Consider the following 20,047-nt stretch of genomic DNA (forward strand, 5'->3'; position numbering starts at 1 on the left):
CTGTCCTCTGTTCCATCCGGGGCGCAACTTAGGTTAACCTCCCCTAACCAAGGATGACCTTACCTGGAGGGGTGCGTGAAACGGAACTGGGAGGCCCTGGTCCTCAAGGCCATGGGAGGGCGGGACTTTCGGTTGACCGTCCTGAGCACCGAGTCAATCGACGGGCACTACCAGCGTCTCCTCCTGGACGGGGGCGGCCTGCTGGAGACGTGTGGGGTGCACCCCACGATGTGGATCCGGCTGTGGTTCGACAACGACGGCCGGGCCCACCAGCGCGCGTACACGCTGGTCGACCCGGACCCGGCCACCGGCCGATTCACACTCGAATTCGCCATCCACGACGGGTGCGCGGCCCGCTGGGCCACCACCGCCACTGTCGGCGACACCATCAGCGCGACAGTGCAGGGCAGCGCCTTCGAGCTGCCCGACCCCGCGCCCGAGCACCTCTACCTGGTCGGCGACGCGGCCTCGCTGCCCGCGGTGAACAGCCTGCTCGACGCCGGTGCCGACATCCCGGCGACGATCTGGCTGGAGTACGCCCACGAGGGCGAGAAGGCACTCGCGCTGCGGGCCCGGGCGCACCACGACGTCACCTGGGTGCCCCGGCGCGACGCGGGTCAGCACCTCGTCGACACGGTCTGCGCGGCCCTGTCGACCAGCGACGCGGGCCACTACTGGGTGGCCTGCGAGGCGGCCACCACCCGGGGCATCACCCGACACCTCCGCAAGACGCTGGGCGTCGACAAGGACCGGTTGACCTCCCTCGGCTACTGGAAAGCGGCATGAAGGGCCGGCTCGGCACCCTTACCGCGCTCTACGTCACCCAGTACCTCGGCGTCGGCTTCATCACCGTCGGGCTCACCGCCATCCTGCGCGACGGCGGCACCTCGCTGGACACGCTGGCGCTGTTGCAGATCGTCGGCCTGATCTGGCCCATCAAGTTCCTCTGGGCGCCGATCCTCGACCGGTACGGTTCGAAGCACCGCGGCCACTACCGGTCCTGGCTGCTCGTGCTCCAGACCGCCCTGGTGCTCGCCCTGCTGGCGCTGGTGCCGTTCGCCAGGCCGGCCGACGCGCTCGGCCCGATCATCGCGATCTGTGCCGCGTACGTCTTCTTCTCGGCCACCCAGGACATCGCAGTGGACGCCGTCGCGGTCCGGATGCTGGCCGACTCGGCCCGGGGGACCGGCAACGGCATCCAGGTCGCCGCGAGCTACCTCGGCAACCTGCTCGGCGGTGGCGCCTGCGTCCTGGTCTACGACCAGTTCGGCTGGGTGCCGGCGATCGGCCTGCTGGCCGGGATGACGGCTGTCGGCCTGCTTGTGGTGTGGCGGTTCCGGGAGCCTCCTCGTACCGATCGGGTGGAACGGGTCGGCGCGGCGTACCGGGCGTTGCTGTCGGTGTTCGGCCAGCCGGGCTGCCGGTGGTGGACCTTCGGTGTGGTGCCACTGGTCTACGTCGGCGCGGGAATGGCGTACGCCCTGGTCACCCCGGCGCTTGTCGACGCCGGATGGTCGCTGGGTCGGATCGGCGTCGTCACCGGCGTGGTGACCAGCGCTCCGGCCATCGTGGCGGGCCTGGTCGCCGGGCTCGGGATCGGGCGGTTCGGGCGCGGTGGAGTGCTCGTGGTCGGCGGCGTGGCGCTCACGGTGTCGACGTTGCTGCTGCTGCCGCTGATGAACGGCCGCGCTCCGCTGGGCGGGACGGTCGCCGCGCTCTGCTGCTTCATGGTGGCCTACACCATCGCCAACGTCGTGCTCTACACGGTCAACATGGACTACTCCCGGCCCGACACCGGCGGCACCGACTTCACAGTGCTGTCGTCGTTCGGCCTGGTCTGCTCGTTCGTGGCGGCGTCCATCGGTCTCGCGGCGGCCGACCGGGTCGGCTATCCGGCGGTAGCGGTCGCAGCCATCGTGCTGGTGGCCGCCGGGGTCGTCCTCGGCCTCTCCCACCAGCGGCGATTCCCGCACCGGCAGGGCCCCGCCGTCGAAACGGCGGCCGGGCAGCCCACCGATCCGCAGGCGCTGGACGGCGTCAAGGCGGTGGCGTGACCAGCGTCCAGCCGGCCACCGACACAGCGACATCGGCACTACTGCCACAGCGATGGCTCATCCTGGCCGTGCTGTGCGTCGCGCAACTGGTGGTGGTGTTGGACAACACGGTGCTGACCGTGGCGGTGCCGGTGCTCACCACCGAGTTGGGTGCCAGCACCGCCGAGGTGCAGTGGATGATCAACGCGTACGCGTTGGTGCTGTCCGGGTTGCTGCTCACCGCCGGTAGCGCCGCCGACCGGTACGGCCGCCGTCGGATGCTGCTCGCCGGGCTGGCCCTGTTCGGGGTGGGCTCGCTGGCCGCCGGTCTGGCCAGCACCAGCGGGCAGTTGATCGCCGCACGGGCCGGGATGGGCGTCGGTGGCGCGCTGCTGGTCACCGCGACGCTCGCCGTGGCGATGCAGGTCTTCGACGCCGCCGAGCGGTCCCGGGCGATCGGCATCTGGGCCGCCACCAGCGCGTTGGGCTTCGCCATCGGGCCACCGATCGGCGGCACGATCCTCGCGCATCTGCCGTGGGGCGCGATCTTCCTGATGAACGTGCCGATCGTGCTGGTCTGCCTGCTCGTCGGTCGCGCGCTGGTTCCCGAGTCCCGCGGGACGGCCGGCGGCCGACTCGATGTGCTCGGCGCCGTGCTCTCCACCGCCGGCCTGGCAGCGGTCGTCTGGGCGATCATCGCCGGGCCGGAGCGCGGGTGGGCGTCGACCGAGGTGACCGGCGCGGGGGCTGTCGGCGTACTCCTGCTCGGGATCTTCGTGCGGTGGGAGCGACGGATCGAGCACCCGATGTTGGACATGCGCTTCTTCCGGGACCGGCGCTTCGTCGGTGCGATCTCCGGCGTCGTGCTGATCACGTTCGGTGCCACCGGCGCGCTCTTCCTGCTCACCCAGCATCTCCAGTTCGTCAGGGGTTACCCCGCCTGGGAGGCCGGTCTGCGGATGGCGCCCTTCGCGCTGTCCATCGTGCTGCTCAACGTCAGTGGCGTCGTCGCGAGTGTGATCCGTCGGCTCGGCCTGGCTGTCGCCATCGCCGTTGGCATGACGCTTCTCGCGGCCGGTCTCGCGCTGGTCACCCTCGTTCCGTCCGACGGGTACGGGGTGCTGCTTGTCGGGTTGCTCGTCATGGGTGTCGGTTGCGCGTTGGCCAATCCGGCCATCGTCGAGGCGGTGATGAGCGCGATCCCGGCGGCGAAGGCCGGCGCGGGCGCGGGCGTCGACGGCACCATGACCGAGGTTGGCAGCAGCCTCGGCATCGCGGTGCTGGGTGCCGTGTTGAACGCCCGGTTCGCGGCGCTGCTGCCGGCGGCCCTGGCGGGCGCCGGGTCGTTTCCGGCGGCTCTCGCCGCCGCAGGTGAAGGGGCCGAACGGGAGGCCGTCACTGTCGCCTTCGCCTCGGCGCTGGAGACGGGGCAGTTGGTGGGCGCGGCTGCTGTGTTGATCGGTGGACTGGTTGCCGCCGGATTGCTGCACCGGGCGGATCACCCCAAAACCGCATAATAAGGATAGGCTACCCTAATAGTCACATCGTGGTAGTCGACGGAGGCGGTATGCGGCTGTACATCACCGCGCTCAACCCCACCGACGCCGTCCTGGACGGGTTCCTCCCGGCGGCGGCGTCACTCGGGCTGTCGGCCACGGTGCTGACCGACAGGCCGGCCGAATGGCCGGCGGACGTGCGGGTGGCGCGCTGCGCGGTCCGCGACCCGGCCGCTGTGGTCGCGGCGGCGGCACCCGACCGCGCGGTGGCGCTACTGTCCAACAGCGACCACCTCCAGGAGGCCACAGCGATCGCCGCCCGAAAGCTCGGCCTGCCCGGCAAGGACCCGGACGCCGCCCGCCTCTGCAAGGACAAGGCCGCGGCCCGCCGGGCTATCGCCGCCGCGGGCCTCGATCTGGTACGCACCGGCACCATCGACCCCGGCGTCACGCCGGACGTGCCGACCGGGATGTTCCCGGCGGTGGTCAAACCCCGCGAGGGGGTGGCCAGCGAGGACGCGTACCTGGTGACCGACCACGCCGAGCTGGTCGCCCGGGTCGCCGAGATCCGTGGCCGGCGGCCGGACGTGGCGCTGGTGGTCGAGGAGTACCTCGCCGGCGAGCTGCGGACCTTCGAGACCCTGGGCGACGGCACCGAGCTGGCCTCCCTGGGCGGATGGCGCACCGGCCTCGGCCCGCCGCCGACCTTCACCGAGGAGAGCCTCGCCTGGTCGCCCCCGGCGGAGCGGGCGCGCACCCAGCTGCGGACGCGGCTCGACGCGCTCGGAGTCGGCTTCGGCGCCTGCCACACCGAGTACGTCATCTCCGACGGCCGGGTCCGGCTGATCGAGGTGAACTACCGCCTCATCGGCGACCGGATGGACCTGATCCTCGCCGAACTGCTCGGTGTGCCGTTGTTCGAGTACGTCATCCGGCTGCACCTCGGCGAGCCGCTGGCCGCCCTCGGCCTGCCCGACACTGTCGACCGCCACGCCCAGGTCGAGTACGTCTGTGCGGACCGGTCCGGCCGTCTCGTCGCCGCACCGGGCCCACTCGACACCGTCCACGGCGACGTCCGGCTGGGCTGCCGTCCGCTGCGCGAGGTGGGCCACAGCGCCGAGCACACCGGCACGAACCGTGACTACCTCGCCGTGCTGCACGGAATCGGCCCCGACGAGGGCACCGTCCGGCAGGCGCTGGCAGCCCTCCGCAACGGCCTCCAGTGGACCATCGTCGAGTGAGCGACGACTGTGAGCGGGAAGTCTTCGCGCGGGTGCTCGACGCCCTGCTGCGCGAGGATCACCTCGGTCTGAGCAGCGCCGGCCGACCGGACGGGCCCGACTGGTGGCAGGTGCCACACCCCGCTGGCCTGCTGCGCATTCCGATCCGCGCCGACGGGTTCCAGCAGGCAGTCCGCAGCGCCGCGCCGATGGTGCTGCTGGTGACCCGCGCTGGCGACGTGCGGCGTACGGAGACGCTGGACGGACTGTTGACGCTGCTCGCCCCGCACGACAACGCCGAGGCCGAGGCCGGCTGGCGCGACCTCGGCGTCGAGTGCCGCGCCGACCTGCGGGCCCGACGGCTCGCCGCACGCGATCGGGCACTGGTGCTCACCGAGGTGGCGGCCGAACGCGCGCTCGCCCCGACCGGCCTGCCGGCGGCCCTCCTGGATGACGTGCTCGCCGCCCACCACGGCCACCCCGTCTACCCCACCGACCGGTGCCGGCACGGTCTGCGCGACGACGAACTGCTCAGGTACGCCCCGGAGCATGCCCCACGTTTCGCGCTGCGCTGGTACGCCGCCCCGGTCGACGACGTCCGACTCGCTGGCGAGCTGCCAGCGTGGTGGCCGAGCGCGCCGCGACCGGGTCAGCTGCTGCTGCCGGCGCATCCGATCACAGTGGCCCGCGACGCGCTCCCGGTGCTCGACCTGCCGGTGACCCCGGTGCGACCCACCCTCTCCATGCGGACTGTGGCGCTCGACCACGACCCGTACCTGCATTTCAAACTGCCGCTGCCGACCGCGAGTCTCGGCGCGCGCAACCGACGCACGCTGCAACCGGGCTCGCTCGCCGACGGCGCGACCGTCGCCGGACTGCTCGACCGGACCGCCACCGCCGAACCCAGCTTCGCCGGTCGGATCCGGCACGCCGACGAGAGCACCTGGGCGCACGTCGACGGCGACGAGCGCCGCGGTTTCCTGCTGCGCCGATTTCCGCGCGACCTGGCCGGCGTGCAGGTGGTGCCGGTAGCGGCCCTCGCCGCCGCCGACCCGGTGGCGGGCACGGTCCTCGAACGGATCAGCCCGCAGCGGCCCGTCGCGCTGCTGGAGTCCTACCTGGACCTGCTGCTCGACTGGCACGTCTTCCTCTGGCTACGCCACGGAATCGCACTGGAGGCGCACCCGCAGAACATCCACCTGCTGGTGCACTCGGACGGCACTGTCGGCCTGCTCTACAAGGACAACGACGGCGCCCGGCTCGACAGGCGGCACGGCGGCACGAACGGGCTCGCCCTGCACGACGACCGGATGTGGGCGCGCGACCCGCACGAGTTGGCCGACGTGTTCATCACCATCACCCTGCACCTGGCCGCCGCCGCGCCCCTGGTCGCCCTGGCCGCCCGAGGGCTGCCCGTGCCGACACCCGCCGAGGCGCTGGTGCCCCGGCTCGCCGCCGCCCGCGACCGCTGGGGCGACGGACCGGCGGTGCGGATCTTCACCGAGCGGGTCCTGCACGCCACCGAGCTGCCCATCAAGGCGATGCTCACCGCCGGCACCCTGCTGCCCAAACAGCGGCTCGGCTGCGCCGACATCAACAAGTACTACCTGCGTACCGGCCCGAACTACCTGCGGGAGACACGATGACGAGCGCCCAGTTGCGCTCCCGGCCGGCCAGCGACACCGGTCAGCGCGCCGACCTGGCCGCAGCCCACGCCGTCTTCGGCTGCCTGCTGCGCGAGCTGGCCCCGGCCGACGACACCCCGACAGTGGTCGACGGCACCGTACGGCTGCTGCTGCGGCACCTCGACGTCACAGTGCGCTGCGAGGTCGCGCGAACCTCGCCGCTCGGCGCGCACCGCTACACCGGCCCGGTCCAACGCAGGTCCGGCAGTGGGCGGTGGGAAGACCTGGACGCGGACGGGTTGGCCGCCCTGGTCGCCGCGGAACTCACCACCCGTACCGGCCTGGTGAACGACGAGTTCGCCGAGCAGGTCAGGTCCAGCCGGGACACAGTGGCCCGGCTGCTGGCCGACCGGCCGGCCGAGGATCCGACCCCCACCGGTGAGCCCGCCATCGACGCGTACGTCGACTCCGAGCAGTCGCTGGTCTTCGGCCACCCGCACCACCCCACCCCGAAGTGGCGCAGCGGTGACCCGGACAGTTGGCGGGCGTACGCGCCGGAGCTGCGCACCGCGTTCCGGCTGCACTGGCTGGCCGTACCGGACGACCTGATCGCCGACGCCGGGCCGTTCGATCCACTGGTGGCCGCCCTCGACCCGCCACGGCCCCCGCGCGGGCACCGCGTCCTACCGGTGCACCCCTGGCAGCTGTCGCTGATTCCGCCCACCCACCCCCGGCTGCGCAACCTGGGGGCGGCCGGTGTGCCGGTACGACCCACGGCGAGCGTCCGTACCCTCTACGCCCCCGAGGCCGACCTGTTCGTGAAGACCAGCCTGCACGTGCGGATCACCAACTGCCTGCGCAAGAACGCCCGTTACGAACTCACCGGCGCGGTGGCGCTGACCGACCTGCTGGCCCGGGTGCCGCTGCCGGACGGGGTGGGGCTGCTCGCCGAGCCCGCCTACCGCACTGTCGACGTCCCCGGCCCGGACGAGGCGTACGGCACGATCCTGCGCGGCGGGCTGCGCCCGCACCTGCGTCAGGGCGACACCCCGGTGCTGGCGGCGGCGCTGGCCGCAACACCGCTGGTGACACCGGATCCGGTGGCCTGGTGGCGCGCGTACGTCGGTCTGCTGGTGCCGGCGGTGCTGCGCAGCTGGCTCAGCCACGGCGTGGTGCACGAGGCGCACCTGCAGAACGTGGTCGTCGTGCTCGACCGTGATCACCTTCCGGTACGCATGCTGCTGCGCGACCTGGAGGGGGTGAAGCTGGACGCCGATCGGTGGGGCACCTGGCCGGACGGCGTCCCCGCCCAGGTCCGCTACGGTCCCCGGGCCGCCCACCGCCGGATCGTCTACTGCCTGTTCGTCAACCACCTCGGTGGGATCAGCGGGGCTCTCGCCGACGCGCGGCCGGGAATCGAACGGCGGCTGTGGCAGGAGCTGCGCGCCGTCGTCGAGGCGGTGGCCGCCGACCTCGGTGAGCCGGCGGAGCTGCGCGCGCTGCTGACCGGAGAGCCGCTGCTGGCCAAGGCGAACCTGCTGGTCCGCTGGCGGCGCGACGCCGACCGGGCCGCACCGTTCGTGCCGGTGCCGAACCCGATGGGTGAGCCACGATGACCCGACCGATCTACGTCCACGACCTCGACGCGCTGGCCGGGCAGGCCCGAGCCATCCGGGCGGCGCTGCCCCAGCCGGTCGAGCTGCTCTACGCGGTCAAGGCCAACCCGGACGCCGGTGTGCTGCGAACCCTCGCCCCGATCGTCGACGGGTTCGAGGCCGCCAGCCGGGGAGAGCTGCGCAGGCTGGCCGAGGTGCTGCCGGGACGGGCGCCGGCCGCGTACGCAGGGCCGGGCAAGACCGATGCGGACCTCGCCGCCGCTCTCGCCGCCGGGGTGCACCGCATCCACGTCGAGTCACCCACCGAGCTGGTGCGACTCGGCGCGCTGGCCACCGCGGCGGGCCGGTCGGCCCAGGTACTGCTGCGGGTGAACCTGCCGGTCGACGCACCGGGCGCGAGCCTGGTCATGGGCGGCGGACCCAGCCCGTTCGGCATGGACCCGGCCGACGCGGTCGCGTGCGCCCGCCGCCCGCCCGCCGGCATCGACGTACGCGGGATCCACGCGCACCTCGCCAGCGGGCTGGACGCACCGCTCGCCGCAACTGTCGCTGCCGCCGTGGTCGGCTGGGCTGCGGCCGCTGTCGACGCGGCGGAGGTCGACGTCGGCGGCGGCATGACAGTCGACTACACCGATCCGGACGCGCGGTTCGACTGGGACGGCTACGGCCAGGCCCTGGCGGACGTCCTCGACAGGCACCCGGGCGTGCGGCTGCGCATCGAGCCGGGCCGGTCGGTCACCGCCTACTGCGGGGCGTACCTCACCGAGGTCGTCGACGTGAAGCGCTCCTACGGCGAGTGGTTCGTGGTGGTGGCCGGCGGGACGCACCACCTGCGGACCCCGGCGGCGAAGGGGCACGCGCAGCCGTTCACGGTGCACCCGCGACAGGGTGTCGGCGGCCCCCGTACCGACGGCGGGCCGGTCACAGTGGTCGGGCAGCTCTGCACCCCGAAGGACGTGCTGTCCTTCTCGGCCACCGCGGGGCCGATCGGCGTGGGCGACGTGCTGGCCTTCGCCATGGCCGGGGCGTACGCCTGGAACATCAGCCACCGTGACTTCCTGCTGCACGAGCCCCCGCATTTCCGCACCGGTGACCTGCACAAAGTGGCCGCCGAGTGGGCGGCCCGGCCGCTCGGGACGTGAGCCCGGGAGGCTCGGCCGACTCGGTGTGTTATCGATAACATGCTATCTTTCACCCGGGAGTGAAGGGCACGCTCCCGGTCACCCGAGCCAGTCGGAGAAGACGCGCCGAGGGCCCCGTCCCTCCCGCCGCCTTCCCGGTCGGTGACCAGTCCGGGCCCCCGTCGATGCCAGGCGACCACTGATCGTCGCCGAACGGCAAGGAGCCCAAACAATGCTGAGACGTAGGTTCTTCCTCCCATCCATCGCGGCCGCGGCGCTTCTCCTCGCGGCCACCACCGGCGGCGCGTTGAGCGGCGGCTTCGGTGCGACGGCGGTGGCCGCCACCAACGGCACCCTCGCGGCGACCGCCGGCTGCGGCAAGGCCCCCACACTCGCCAGCGGGACGCGGACGATTCAGAGCAGCGGCCAGAGTCGTACGTACAACCTGCGGATCCCGGACGGATACGACCGGAACCGCCCCTACCGGCTGATCTTCGGCTTCCACTGGTTGAACGGCTCGGCCAACAACGTCACGTCGGCCGGCTACTACGGGCTCCAGCCGCTGTCGAACAACAGCACGATCTTCGTCGCCCCACAGGGTCTCAACGCCGGCTGGGCCAACACCAACGGTCGGGACCTGACCCTCTTCGACGACATCTCCCGGCAGATCGAGAACGACCTCTGCGTCGACACCACCCAGCGCTTCGCCCTGGGCTGGAGCTACGGCGGGGCCATGAGCTACGCGGTGGCCTGCGCCCGACCCACTGTCATCCGTGCGGTCAGCGTCCTCTCCGGTGCCAACCTCAGCGGATGCAACGGGGGCACGCAGCCGGTCGCCTACTTCGGCATCCACGGCATCTATGACAGCGTGCTGAACATCTCCCAGGGTCGGCAGCTGCGCGACACGTTCGTGCGCAACAACGGCTGCACCGCGCAGAGCCCGCGCGAGCCGAGCCGGGGCAGCCTCACCCACATCACCACCGCCTACTCGGGTTGCCGGGCCGGCTACCCGGTGCAGTGGGCGGCGTTCGACGGGGATCACACCCCCAGTCCGGTGGACGGGTCGGGCAGCCCCAACGACTCGCGGACCTGGACCTCGGGTGAGATCTGGAGGTTCTTCAGCCAGTTCGAGTCGACAACGCCGCCGACGACCCCGCCTCCGACGACCCCGCCGCCGACCGATCCGCCGCCGACCGATCCGCCGCCGACCACCCCGCCGCCGACCGGGGAGCCCGGCACCTGCGCCGCCACCTACCGGACGCTCAACACCTGGCCCGGCGGCTTCCAGGCCGAGGTGACAGTGGCCAACAACTCCACAGCACCCCTGAACGGCTGGACCGTGGGCCTGACCCTGGCCAGTGGTCAGGCCATCAGCAGCCTCTGGAGCGGCACCAACACGGGCACCACCGGCAGTGTCACAGTCAGGAACGCCGCCTACAACGGCACTGTCGGCCCGAACGCCTCGACCACCTTCGGTTTCACGGCCACCGGCAACGGTGCCACCGCACCCAGCAACGTCACCTGCACCAGCCCCTGACCGGGGCAGGAGGAGGGCCCGGAGCCGGTTGGCTCCGGGCCCTCCGGTGACGTCCACTGGCGGCGGTTGCCGCCAGCGCCACCGGCTCACACTGCGCTCAGGCTTCGTTCTCCAGCAGGTCGCGAAGGGCGTCGAGGGCGGCGATCTCCTCTTCGAACGTCTTGCCGACGACCGGGCCGAGGAAGCGCGACAGCCCGCTCGGCTGCCACGCCAGCTTCAGCGTCAGCCGGGTCCCGCCGCCGTCGGCCGGGGTGAGCGTGTATTCGCCCTGGGTGCGTACCACGCTGCCGGTTGCCTGGAACGCCAGACGTCGACCCGGCTCGAACCCGGTCACCTCGTAGTCGGCCGGGATGCGGCTCCCACCGGGGCCCTTGAGTCCCTGTTTGTAGCGAGCGCCGACCCCCTCGCCGGAGACGCGCGCGACATCGAGCACGTTGGGACGCCAGCGGGCGTCGTTCTCGCCGCGGGCGAGAAAGGCGAAGACGTCCTCAGGGGTCCGTCCGATCTGCACAGTCTTCTCTGCCGAGGGCACAAGGAACCTTTCTCAGGGGTCAGGGAACGATCTTCATCTGTGCCATCATCCCACTCGCGGAGTGGTCGATCATGTGGCAATGGTAGACATATCGGCCAAGGTACGGTCCGAATGTCGCCTGGAGTCGGACCGTCTCGCCCGGTCCCACCGCGATGGTGTCCTTCACCCCGGCCTCGCCCGGCGCCGGCGGCTGACCGTTGCGGTCCAGCACCCGGAACTGGACCAGGTGGGGGTGGAAGTTGTGCGGGATGCCGAAGAGCGTGTCGCCGTTCGTCACCGTCCACACCTCGGTCGTGTTGCGTTTGATCTCGGTGTCCACCCGTCCGGCGTCGAACTGCTGCCCGTTGATGAGGAACTGGCCGGTCGACGGGTTGAAGTTGAGCGTGAACGCCCGCTCCTTCGTGGCCGCCGGCAGTGCGGGGATGGTGCTCAGCCGGTCGGGCACCCGACTGGTGTCGGCGGTGGCCCGGTTGACGTCGAAGCGCAGCACCGGCCCGGCCACCGCGTCGTCGAGGAAGATCTGGCTGCCGACCGGGAACGCGCCGAAGTCGACGACGATCTCGATCCGTTCGCCGGGCGTCAGGCTCCAGGAGCGGATCGGCGTCGGCCGGGCGAGCAGCCCGCCGTCACTAGCGATCTGGGCGACCTCGGCGTCGTTGCCGAGCCGCAGGGTGAAAGTGCGGAGGTTGGACGCGTTGGCGAAGCGCAGCCGGTACTTGCGGGCGGCCACCGGGAAGTAGGGCTGCGGCTTGCCGTTGACCAGGATCGTGTTGCGGAACTGGAAGTCGTCGTGTTCGAAGACCAGGCTCGCGTCGTCGGCGAACCGCGCGTCGCGCAACATGATCGGGATGTCGTGGTTGCCGCTGGGCAGCCGCAGTTCGGCCTGGGCTGGGTCGTCGATCAGGTAGAAGCCGGCGAGCCCGCGGAACACGTGCTCGGCCTCCATGTGATGGGCATGGTCGTGGTACCAGAGCGTGGCCGCCCGCTGCTTGTTCGGATAGCTGTAGAGCCGGCTCTTACCCGGGTCCAGCACGTCGGTCGGGAACCCGTCGCTGCTCGACGGTGTGTGGCCTCCGTGCACGTGCACCGCGGTCGGCATGTCGAGGTGGTTGCTGTGGGCGATGACCGCGAGCCGGCCCGTCTTTACCCGGAACGTCGGGCCGGGAAAGAGCCCGTCATAGGTCAACACCTCGGTACGCGTCCCGGGCAGGATCTCCACTTGAGCCTTACGGGTGGAAACGACGTAGAAGTCGGTGTTGGCTACCGAGGCGATCGGCTGCTGCACGGGAGGTATCGGCATCCGGACAGCGAACGGGGCGGTGGCGGCCGCGACGTGTGCCGTCTTCCCGTGGCCGGTGTGGGCGCCGTGGGCCGGTGTCGCGGACGGGGTGGACCCGCGGGCTGCTGCCGCCGCGGTGGTCGTGACCAGCGCGGCTGCTCCCGCGGTGGCGCCGGCCTTCATGACGTTGCGTCTGCTCACCATTGGTCGCTCCACTCCTGGTGGTCGAGGTCTCGGGTGAACTGTCGGGGAGGCCCCTCGACGCGTCGTCGAAAACTGGTCGCGGCCAAATATGGATTTCACCTTAAGTTTTGGTGTGACTACCAAAAGCTAAGCTTCGATGCTTCCAACGACGCGCAGTGAGACCGTAGACTCGTGCGAGTAGTCGGCCGTGACAACTCGTAGAAGGCCGATCCGATCTGAGTGCTTTTGTCGCCCACGACGGGGGGAGTCGGCGACACGGCGGGCAGCCGGCGCTGGGGAGAGCCGTTCGTGCCCGCACCTGGGGAGCAATAGGGCACACACCGGGGGATCCGCAATGGTTGTTGGAAACGATGCGCTGCGGAGGACCGCTGCCGAGGTTCTCGAACGCAGGCATCAACCGATTCTTGCCGCCTACTGTCAACGTCTTGCCGCTGCGAGTGACGACTTCGAAGGGGCCGCTGGCCTGATCGACAACTACACGGCGCAGGCCGAGGTCCTGCTCCGGGACACGGCGGCCGAGATTCGCCGTGAGGCGACCGACCCGCTGTCGACACCGCCGCCGGCGGTGTCCACCGAGGATGTCGAGCTGCACCCACGAGAGTGCTTTCGCGCTGTCGTCGCGCTGGCCGACATCGCGTTGGCCGACGCGCTGGAGCAGTTGACCGGCCAGCCCGACGAGGGCGCGATCCTGGCGCTGGTCGCGGACGCGCTCACCCGTACGACACTGACCCGGCTGGTCGACGCGAGTTCGCGCTATGCCGCCGGCCTGATGAACGAGGTCCACCAGGCGCAGATCGCCGAGCGTTCCTTGATCGCGCGCGAGCTGCACGACCGGCTGGGCCACAGCCTCAGCGCGGCGTACCGCAACCTGGAGGCCCACGAGCTCGCCCAGGAGCGACGCCACGACGACGTGGACCGCCGGGTGGTCATCGCCCGGGAGTCGCTCCACGACGCGGTCGGCTATCTGCGTGTGCTCATCGCCGACCTTCGGCTCTCTCAGCCGCTCGGGTCACTCGACGAGGCGCTGGCCAACTTCCTGTCGACTGTCGAGACGGGCGAGACCCGTCTGCACACCGAGATCAACGGCGACGAGTCGTGGGTGCCGCCCGAGGTGCTCGACGAGGTGTTCCTGGTCGTCCGCGAAGCGTTGCGCAACGCGGTGGCCCATGCCGGCGCTCGGGTGATCCACGCGGTCATCGACATCACCCCGCACGAGCTGCGGGCGACCGTCGCCGACGACGGGGTGGGCTTCGACCTCGCGGCGGTGCGCGACGGCTCCGGCCTGCGGGCGATGGCTGAGCGCGCGGCCGTCGTCGGCGGTCGTCTCGCCGTGCGCGCGTCGGGCCACCAGGGCGCTTCGGTCGAGCTCGTCGTGCCGCTGCTGGCCGTCGGGGCGGAGGCCGGCCGGTGACCGTCACGATGATCGAGCCGACCCGCATCGTGCTTGTCGACGACCATGTGGTGGTGCGCGACGGCCTCCGGGAGATCCTCGACGCCCAGCGTGACCTCGTGGTCGTCGGCGAGGCCGGCGACAGCGGCGCCGCGATCAACGAGATCCGAATCCGTCAGCCCGACATCGTGCTGCTCGACGTGCAGATCCCCGGCGACGGGGTGACCACCACGGTCCGCCGGATCCGTGACGTCGCGCCGTCGAGCCGGGTCATCATCCTCAGCATGTTCGACGGCCCGACGCTGTTGCGTGAGTTGTTGACCCTTGGCATCTGCGGCTACCTGCTGAAGAACTCGACCCGCCAGGAGTTGGTGGCGGCGATCCGCAGCGCCCGCGCCGATGACGCGCCGGTGATGCTGGCGGTGTCGCGGGAGAGCCTGACCCAGGTGCAGGGGCCGGTGCACAGCACGCTGTCGGACCGTGAGCGCGAGGTCCTGCAGTTGGTCGGTCAGGCGATGAGCAACGCCCAGATCGCCGGCCGGCTCTGCCTGTCGGAGGCGACGGTCAAACGCCACCTGCGCAACATCTTCGCCAAACTCGGCGCGGTGTCCCGGATCGACGCTGTCAACAGGGCCATAGCGGCCTCGCTGATCGTCCTGCCGAGGCTCTGCGATCCGACGTTTCACGGATAGCGGCCTGGTCAAGGATTGCTCTGGGTAACTTGCCCGCAAACGGGCACTCGTGTTGGACTAATGCCGTGAATAGCACTCGCCTGTTCGTACTCGGAGCGCTCGCGCGTGGGGGCCCCATGCATGGGCACCAGATCCGCCGGGCGGCGCAGGTCGACCGTACCGAGCTGTGGAGCGACGTCAAACCGGGCTCGCTCTACGGCGCGCTGCACCGAATGCAGGTCGAGGGCGTCATCGAGGCGGTCCGGACCGAGCAGGAGGGCAACCGGCCCGCCCGCACGATCTACGCGCTCACCTCGGCGGGCGCGGCCGAGCTGATCGACCACCGTGACGAGGCGTTGCGTGACACCAAGCTCCGTCACGACCCGGTCGACCTGGCCCTGCAGAACGTGATCGACCTCGGAGAAGACGCGCTGCGCGCCATCATCGTGGCGCGCCGGAAGGCACTCGCCGAGCAGCTCGACTCGTGGCTCGCGCTCCGAGAGCTGGCGGCACCGCACATCCGTGGTCTGGAGTGGACGACCTTCCGTCATACCGAGCTCCGACTCCGTACCGAGCTCGCCTGGCACGACGAGCTGCTCGACCAGTTGCCCAAGCTGATGGCCAACCAACCGACCTCGATGACGACCTCCTGACGGTGCCAGCCCCGACCCCGGTGGCATTTCCGGGGTCGGGGCTGGCGGCATGTCACTGAGCGGGCTCGGGCTGGGTGGTCACGTTCCAATCGGGCTTGCTCGCCTCGGCCCAGGGCTCTTCGGGCCGGCGGGGCAGCAGGTAGACGAGAAGGAACGTGAGGATCACGCCGATCAGGACGGCGCCGACGGTCCACTGGACCGCCCGGTTGAAGTTGGTCTCCAGCGCCGACGTGGCGGCGTTGTCGAAGGCCGCGCCCACCGGACCCGGCGCCGAGTCCGCGCAGCCCGGCGGCGTGGCCGTCGGATCCGACGCGCGCGACTGGCGGATGAAACAGTCGGCGAAGGTGGTCGTCGCCGCGCTCGCCTCGGCCGGCGGCAGGCCGGCCGCCACGAGCGATGCCTGGAGCTCCGGGCTCGCCTTCTCGGCGGCCGTCCCCGAGTAGGAGCCGAGCGTTCCGAAGAGGACAACGCCGGCCACCGCGACGCCGATCGCCTGGCCGAGACGTTGGGCGGTGCCGAGCACACCGCTGGCCGCGCCCGCGTCCTGCCAGGGCACGCCGGCCAGCACGATCTCGACGCTCGGCGCGATCACCAGGCCCGAGCCGAAGCCGGCGAAGAGCAAGGCAGGCAGTAGCTCCAGGCCGGAACCCCACCAGTGGATCGTGGCGATGATGCCCACCATGCCGACGATCACGATGCCCGCGCCGAGCATCAGGACGCCACGACCGAGCGCCCGGGCGACGTTGTCGGAGATGGCCGCGCCGACCAGTGTGCCGAACGAGAACGGCAGCAGGATCAGGCCCGTCGTCAGGGCGGATTTCTCCAGGCCGATCTGCAGGTGCAGCGAGAGCGCGAAGAGCAGGCCGATGAAGCCCGCGAAGTAGCAGAGACTGATGCCGACGCCGGCGGAGAAGGAGCGGTGCGCGAAGAGGCGCATGCTCACCAGCGGGACCTGGGCGCGTCGGGCGCGGCGCAGCTCCCACACCGCGAAGACGGCCAGCGCGGGCAGCGCCGCTGCCATCGAGACGAACGTCCATGCCGGCCAACCCAGGCGCTGACCCTCGACCAGGGGTACGGCCAGCAGCAGGACGGCGGCCGAGACGAGCAGCATGCCGATCACGTCGAGACCACCGCGGCGGCCGCGTGACTCGGGCACCAGGATCAGCGCGGCGACGAACGTGGCCAGGCCGATCGGCACGTTGAGCAGGAACACCGGCCGCCAGTCCCAGCCGTTGAGGTCCCACGCGATCAGCAGACCGCCGAGGAGGGGGCCGCTGGCGGTCGCGATGCCGCCGATCGCGCCGTAGATCCCGTACGCCTTGCCGGTCTCCTTCGCCGGGAACGTGGTCTGGATCAGCGCCAGCACCGGCGGGTTGAGGATGCCGGCCATCATGCCCTGCACCACCTGGAACGCGATCAGCTGGCCGGGTGTGTCCGCGAGCGCCGACGCCGCCGACGCGAGTGTGAACCCCGCGACGCCGATGAGGAACAGCTTGCGGTGCCCGAAGCGGTCGCCGATCCGACCGGCGGGGATGAGCAACAGGCCGTAGCCGAGCGCGTAGCCGGCGATGACCCACTCCATGGCCGTGTAGGTCGACTGGAGGTCGCGTTGGATCGGCGCGACAGCCACATTGACGATCGTCGTGGCCAGCAGAATCATGAATGCCCCGGCCAGGATGACGGCCAGGATCAGCCATCGGCGCGGGTTGGGTGGGGCGGTGCTGCGTTCGTCGGTCCAGCTCTCCGTCATCGCGTTCCTCCTGAAGTCGGACGGGGGTCGACAGCGGACCCACCCTCCGACTACACGCCGCCGCGTACGATTAGTCAAGTACGGCTATTTGCGTATGACCTGTACGGCACATGAGGAGGGCCCGGGTCAGCAGCTGACCCGGGCCCGGTGACGCAGAGGTGGCTACGACCAGTCGGAGGAACCCGAACCCCACTCGGAGGAACCGGCGCCCCACGCGGATGTCGCCGGCCACGCCAGGTCGAAGGGGAAGTCGTTGGCGCGAAGCTCCAGCGTGCTCTCCAGCACGGCGTCGGTCAGCCGGTCGACGTCGGCGTCGCTGTGAGCGCCGCCGGCGAAGAACATCGGCATCCCGAGCGTGTAGATGCCGCGCTTGCGCAGCAGCAGCGTGAGGATGAACGTCGCCGGGTTGAGCGCCCGCGAGTAGACCCGGTAGTCGGTGTAGGAGTCTTCCGGAAGGAACTGGAAGCACCCGATGTAGTCGCCGAACCCCACCATCCGCAGCGGGATCCCCTCGGCCGCCCGGAACGCGGCCAGCCGCGCCTGGACCCGGTCGACCTTGGCCCGCAGGTCGGTGTAGTAGGCGGGCCCCTTGTCGCGGAGCAGTTGGAGCGTGGCCAGCGACGCCGCCACCGACAGGTAGTTGCCGGTGTGGCTGCCCTGCAGGCCGGTCTTCTGGCCGAAGTCCGTCCAGGACTGCCCACTGGTCTGCGAGATGTCGAGGATGTCGGCCCGACCGCCGATCGCCGACAGCGGCAGCCCGAGCCCGCTGATCACCTTGCCGTAGGTGACCAGGTCGGTCGGGATGTCGAACTTCTGCGCGGCGCCGCCGAGCCCCGAACGGAAGCCCGTCAGCACCTCGTCGAGGATGAACGGCACCCCGAGCCGCCGGGCGGCCACCGCCACCTCGCGGATCATCGGGATCGTCGTCTCCTCGAACGGGAACGACGAGGCGGCCGGCTCGGCCAGGATGCAGGCCAACTCACCCGCGTGGCGTTCGATCAACTCGACGGCGAGCGTTGTGTCGTTGGGCAGGATCAGCAGGTCGCGCGGCTCGGCCGGGGTGACGCCGGCGAACGCCGAGACCAGCGGAATGCCGTCCTTGCCGATCTCCGGGAACGGCACCGCGGGATGCCCGTGGTACCAGGGCGCCGTGTTGTGGACGGCCAGGTCGTGGGACCCGTGCAGGGTGCCCTCGAACTTGGCGACCATCCGCCGCCCGGTGTGGGCACGGCAGAGCCGGATCGCCGACTGGGTGGCGCCCGTGCCCGAGTGTTGGAAGGCGAACTTCTCGTTGTGCGGGACGATCTCCCGCAGCAGCGTCGCCAGCTCCAGCTCCAACGCGTTGGTGTAGCCGTTGCCGGTGCCCTTGCCGAGGTGCTCGCGGACGAAGTCGACCACCGGCGCCGGGTTGTGCCCGTGCAGCGCCTGAGCGCCGTATCCCATGTGGCAGTCGAGGTAGTCGTTGCCGTCGATGTCGGTCAACGTCGATCCGCTGGCGGTGGCCGCGATCACCGGAAACGGTGGTGCCTGGAACGGCCAGAACACGTGCGCGGCGGCGTCGACCGCCCTCAGTTGCTCGACGTGCGCGGCCGAGGCACCCTGGCGCGCGCCGACCTCGCCGAACAGCTCGTAGACCCACTTCTGCTGCATGAGGTCCTGAATGACCTCGATCGCTCCGCGCTCCTGGTGGCTGGCGCCCATCGTGTCCCCTTCGCATGGCGGCCGTGACAGGCGCAGCCTGCGCCCGCCCACTCGAACCCGGCTGGAGAACCGGTCGATCGACGCGGCTTCGAGCCGGTCTCGAGCGCCGTCGTCGAAGCTCGCCGCCATGACGGAAAATCGGGTCAATCTCTACTCGCTGACCGACACGATCACGCCGTGGGCAGTGCGGGCCGCGGCAACGCTCGGCCTCGCCGACCTGATCGCCGCGGGCACCACCACGCTCGACGAGCTCGCCGCGGCGACGAAGGCCAATCCCGACGCGCTGCACCGGCTGCTGCGCTACCTCTCGGTCCGCGGCGTCTTCACGGAAACCGAGCCGCGGGTGTACGCCCTGACGGAAGCCGCCGAGTTCCTCAAGACCGACCACCCCGCCGCCCAACGTCCCTGGCTCGACGTCGACTCGATGGCCGGCCGGATCGAGGGCACGTTCAGCTCGCTGACCCACTCGATCCGCACCGGCGACGCGGCGTACCCCGTGCGTTACGGCATCGAGTTCTGGGACGACCTGGCCACCAACCCCGACCGGGCCACGTCGTTCGGCGCGCTGATGGCCACCCACGCGAGCTACTTCGACCAGGTCGTCCAGGGCTACGACTGGAGCACCGTCAACCACGTCATCGACGTCGGCGGCGGCACCGGCGCCCTGCTCACCGAGATCCTCAAGGCCCAGCCGCACCTGCGCGGCACAGTGGTCGACCTGGCGGGCGTCGTCGAGCAGGGGCGGGCCCGGTTCGAGGCGGCGGGCATCGCCGACCGCGCCGAGGTGGTCAGCGGGAGCATCTTCGACCCGCTCCCGGCCGGCGCCGACGTCTACATCCTGTCGAACGTTCTGCACGACTGGAACGACAGCGCCGCCGAGAAGATCCTCCAGCGGGCGGCGGACGCGATCGGCACCACCGGGAAGGTGCTGATCGTGCAGATCCTCGTGAAGGACGAGAACGACAACTTCCCCGACGATCCGGCCCGGCTGATGTTCATCACCCAGATGGACCTGCGCCTGCTCTCGCTCATGGCGGGCAAGGCGAGGACCTGGCGCGAGTACGCCGAACTGGGCGAGAAGGCCGGGCTCCAGGTGGACGGCAGCACGGTGATCCCCACCGGGCAGACACTGCTCTCGCTCCGTCGCGGCTGAGCCGACGGGCCCCTTGCTGACGGTTTCCGGTTGGGAAGGGGCCCTCGCTAACGGACCGTGCGCGCG

Annotated in this window: 16 protein-coding genes; 12 read left to right on the forward strand and 4 right to left on the reverse strand. The window is 70.9% G+C overall.

Annotated elements, in window-relative coordinates:
- The first annotated feature begins 75 nt into the window (after positions 1–75).
- The 8 genes from AB0K35_RS29375 (at position 76) to AB0K35_RS29410 (ending at position 10,648) form a co-directional block, all read left to right on the forward strand.
- Entirely contained in the window at positions 76–786 is a 711-nt protein-coding gene (locus tag AB0K35_RS29375) for a siderophore-interacting protein (RefSeq protein ID WP_238671270.1), read from the forward strand.
- The gene (locus AB0K35_RS29380; protein WP_238671269.1) at positions 783–2,054 is read left to right on the forward strand and encodes an MFS transporter; all 1,272 of its coding nucleotides are present in this window, start codon (positions 783–785) and stop codon (positions 2,052–2,054) included. Before AB0K35_RS29375 ends, AB0K35_RS29380 begins: the two co-directional genes overlap by 4 nt.
- A complete protein-coding gene (locus tag AB0K35_RS29385; RefSeq protein ID WP_363889516.1) occupies positions 2,051–3,550 on the forward strand; it encodes an MFS transporter in 1,500 nt (499 codons plus the stop codon). Before AB0K35_RS29380 ends, AB0K35_RS29385 begins: the two co-directional genes overlap by 4 nt.
- A 50-nt stretch (positions 3,551–3,600) precedes the next feature.
- Positions 3,601–4,770, forward strand: a complete 1,170-nt coding sequence (locus AB0K35_RS29390) for a siderophore biosynthesis protein (RefSeq protein ID WP_363889519.1) — start codon at positions 3,601–3,603, stop codon at positions 4,768–4,770.
- Complete coding sequence (locus AB0K35_RS29395; RefSeq protein ID WP_363889521.1) at positions 4,767–6,395, forward strand: IucA/IucC family protein; 1,629 nt, start codon at positions 4,767–4,769, stop codon at positions 6,393–6,395. Before AB0K35_RS29390 ends, AB0K35_RS29395 begins: the two co-directional genes overlap by 4 nt.
- Complete coding sequence (locus AB0K35_RS29400) at positions 6,392–7,990, forward strand: IucA/IucC family protein (protein WP_363889524.1); 1,599 nt, start codon at positions 6,392–6,394, stop codon at positions 7,988–7,990. Before AB0K35_RS29395 ends, AB0K35_RS29400 begins: the two co-directional genes overlap by 4 nt.
- Entirely contained in the window at positions 7,987–9,132 is a 1,146-nt protein-coding gene (locus tag AB0K35_RS29405; RefSeq protein WP_238671264.1) for an alanine racemase, read from the forward strand. Before AB0K35_RS29400 ends, AB0K35_RS29405 begins: the two co-directional genes overlap by 4 nt.
- Positions 9,133–9,343: 211 nt before the next feature.
- Positions 9,344–10,648: a cellulose binding domain-containing protein gene (locus tag AB0K35_RS29410; protein ID WP_238671263.1), complete on the forward strand. Its 1,305-nt coding sequence runs from the start codon at positions 9,344–9,346 to the stop codon at positions 10,646–10,648.
- 97 nt (positions 10,649–10,745) lie between these two features.
- On the opposite strand, the gene AB0K35_RS29415 is transcribed toward AB0K35_RS29410, so the two are convergent.
- Together AB0K35_RS29415 and AB0K35_RS29420 are read right to left on the reverse strand one after the other, a co-directional pair.
- On the reverse strand, positions 10,746–11,180 hold the full coding sequence (locus AB0K35_RS29415) for an SRPBCC family protein (protein WP_238671262.1): 435 nt from the start codon (positions 11,178–11,180) through the stop codon (positions 10,746–10,748).
- Positions 11,181–11,199: 19 nt separating this feature from the next.
- Positions 11,200–12,663 (reverse strand): multicopper oxidase domain-containing protein, encoded by a 1,464-nt coding sequence (locus AB0K35_RS29420; RefSeq protein WP_363889528.1) that lies wholly within the window; start codon positions 12,661–12,663, stop codon positions 11,200–11,202.
- Positions 12,664–12,997: 334 nt separating this feature from the next.
- On the opposite strand from AB0K35_RS29420, the gene AB0K35_RS29425 reads away from it, so the two are divergent.
- From AB0K35_RS29425 to AB0K35_RS29435, 3 genes are all read left to right on the forward strand, one after another.
- A complete protein-coding gene (locus AB0K35_RS29425) occupies positions 12,998–14,074 on the forward strand; it encodes a histidine kinase (RefSeq protein ID WP_363889530.1) in 1,077 nt (358 codons plus the stop codon).
- Complete coding sequence (locus tag AB0K35_RS29430; protein ID WP_238671259.1) at positions 14,071–14,745, forward strand: response regulator transcription factor; 675 nt, start codon at positions 14,071–14,073, stop codon at positions 14,743–14,745. Before AB0K35_RS29425 ends, AB0K35_RS29430 begins: the two co-directional genes overlap by 4 nt.
- 65 nt (positions 14,746–14,810) lie before the next feature.
- Positions 14,811–15,377 carry a PadR family transcriptional regulator gene (locus tag AB0K35_RS29435; RefSeq protein ID WP_112581719.1) on the forward strand — a complete coding sequence of 189 codons (567 nt, stop codon included), beginning with the start codon at positions 14,811–14,813 and terminating at the stop codon, positions 15,375–15,377.
- Positions 15,378–15,429: 52 nt separating this feature from the next.
- On the opposite strand, the gene AB0K35_RS29440 is transcribed toward AB0K35_RS29435, so the two are convergent.
- Both AB0K35_RS29440 and AB0K35_RS29445 read right to left on the reverse strand, forming a co-directional pair.
- Positions 15,430–17,127 carry an MFS transporter gene (locus AB0K35_RS29440; RefSeq protein ID WP_238671258.1) on the reverse strand — a complete coding sequence of 566 codons (1,698 nt, stop codon included), beginning with the start codon at positions 17,125–17,127 and terminating at the stop codon, positions 15,430–15,432.
- Positions 17,128–17,289: 162 nt separating this feature from the next.
- The gene (locus AB0K35_RS29445; RefSeq protein WP_363889534.1) at positions 17,290–18,828 is read right to left on the reverse strand and encodes an aminotransferase class III-fold pyridoxal phosphate-dependent enzyme; all 1,539 of its coding nucleotides are present in this window, start codon (positions 18,826–18,828) and stop codon (positions 17,290–17,292) included.
- Positions 18,829–18,955: 127 nt separating this feature from the next.
- Between AB0K35_RS29445 and AB0K35_RS29450 the strand changes: the two genes are divergently transcribed.
- Positions 18,956–19,981, forward strand: a complete 1,026-nt coding sequence (locus tag AB0K35_RS29450) for a methyltransferase (protein ID WP_238671256.1) — start codon at positions 18,956–18,958, stop codon at positions 19,979–19,981.
- Positions 19,982–20,047 lie beyond the last annotated feature (66 nt).

Source organism: Micromonospora sp. NPDC053740, assembly GCF_040677775.1.
GTDB classification, from domain to species: Bacteria; Actinomycetota; Actinomycetes; order Mycobacteriales; family Micromonosporaceae; genus Micromonospora; species Micromonospora alfalfae.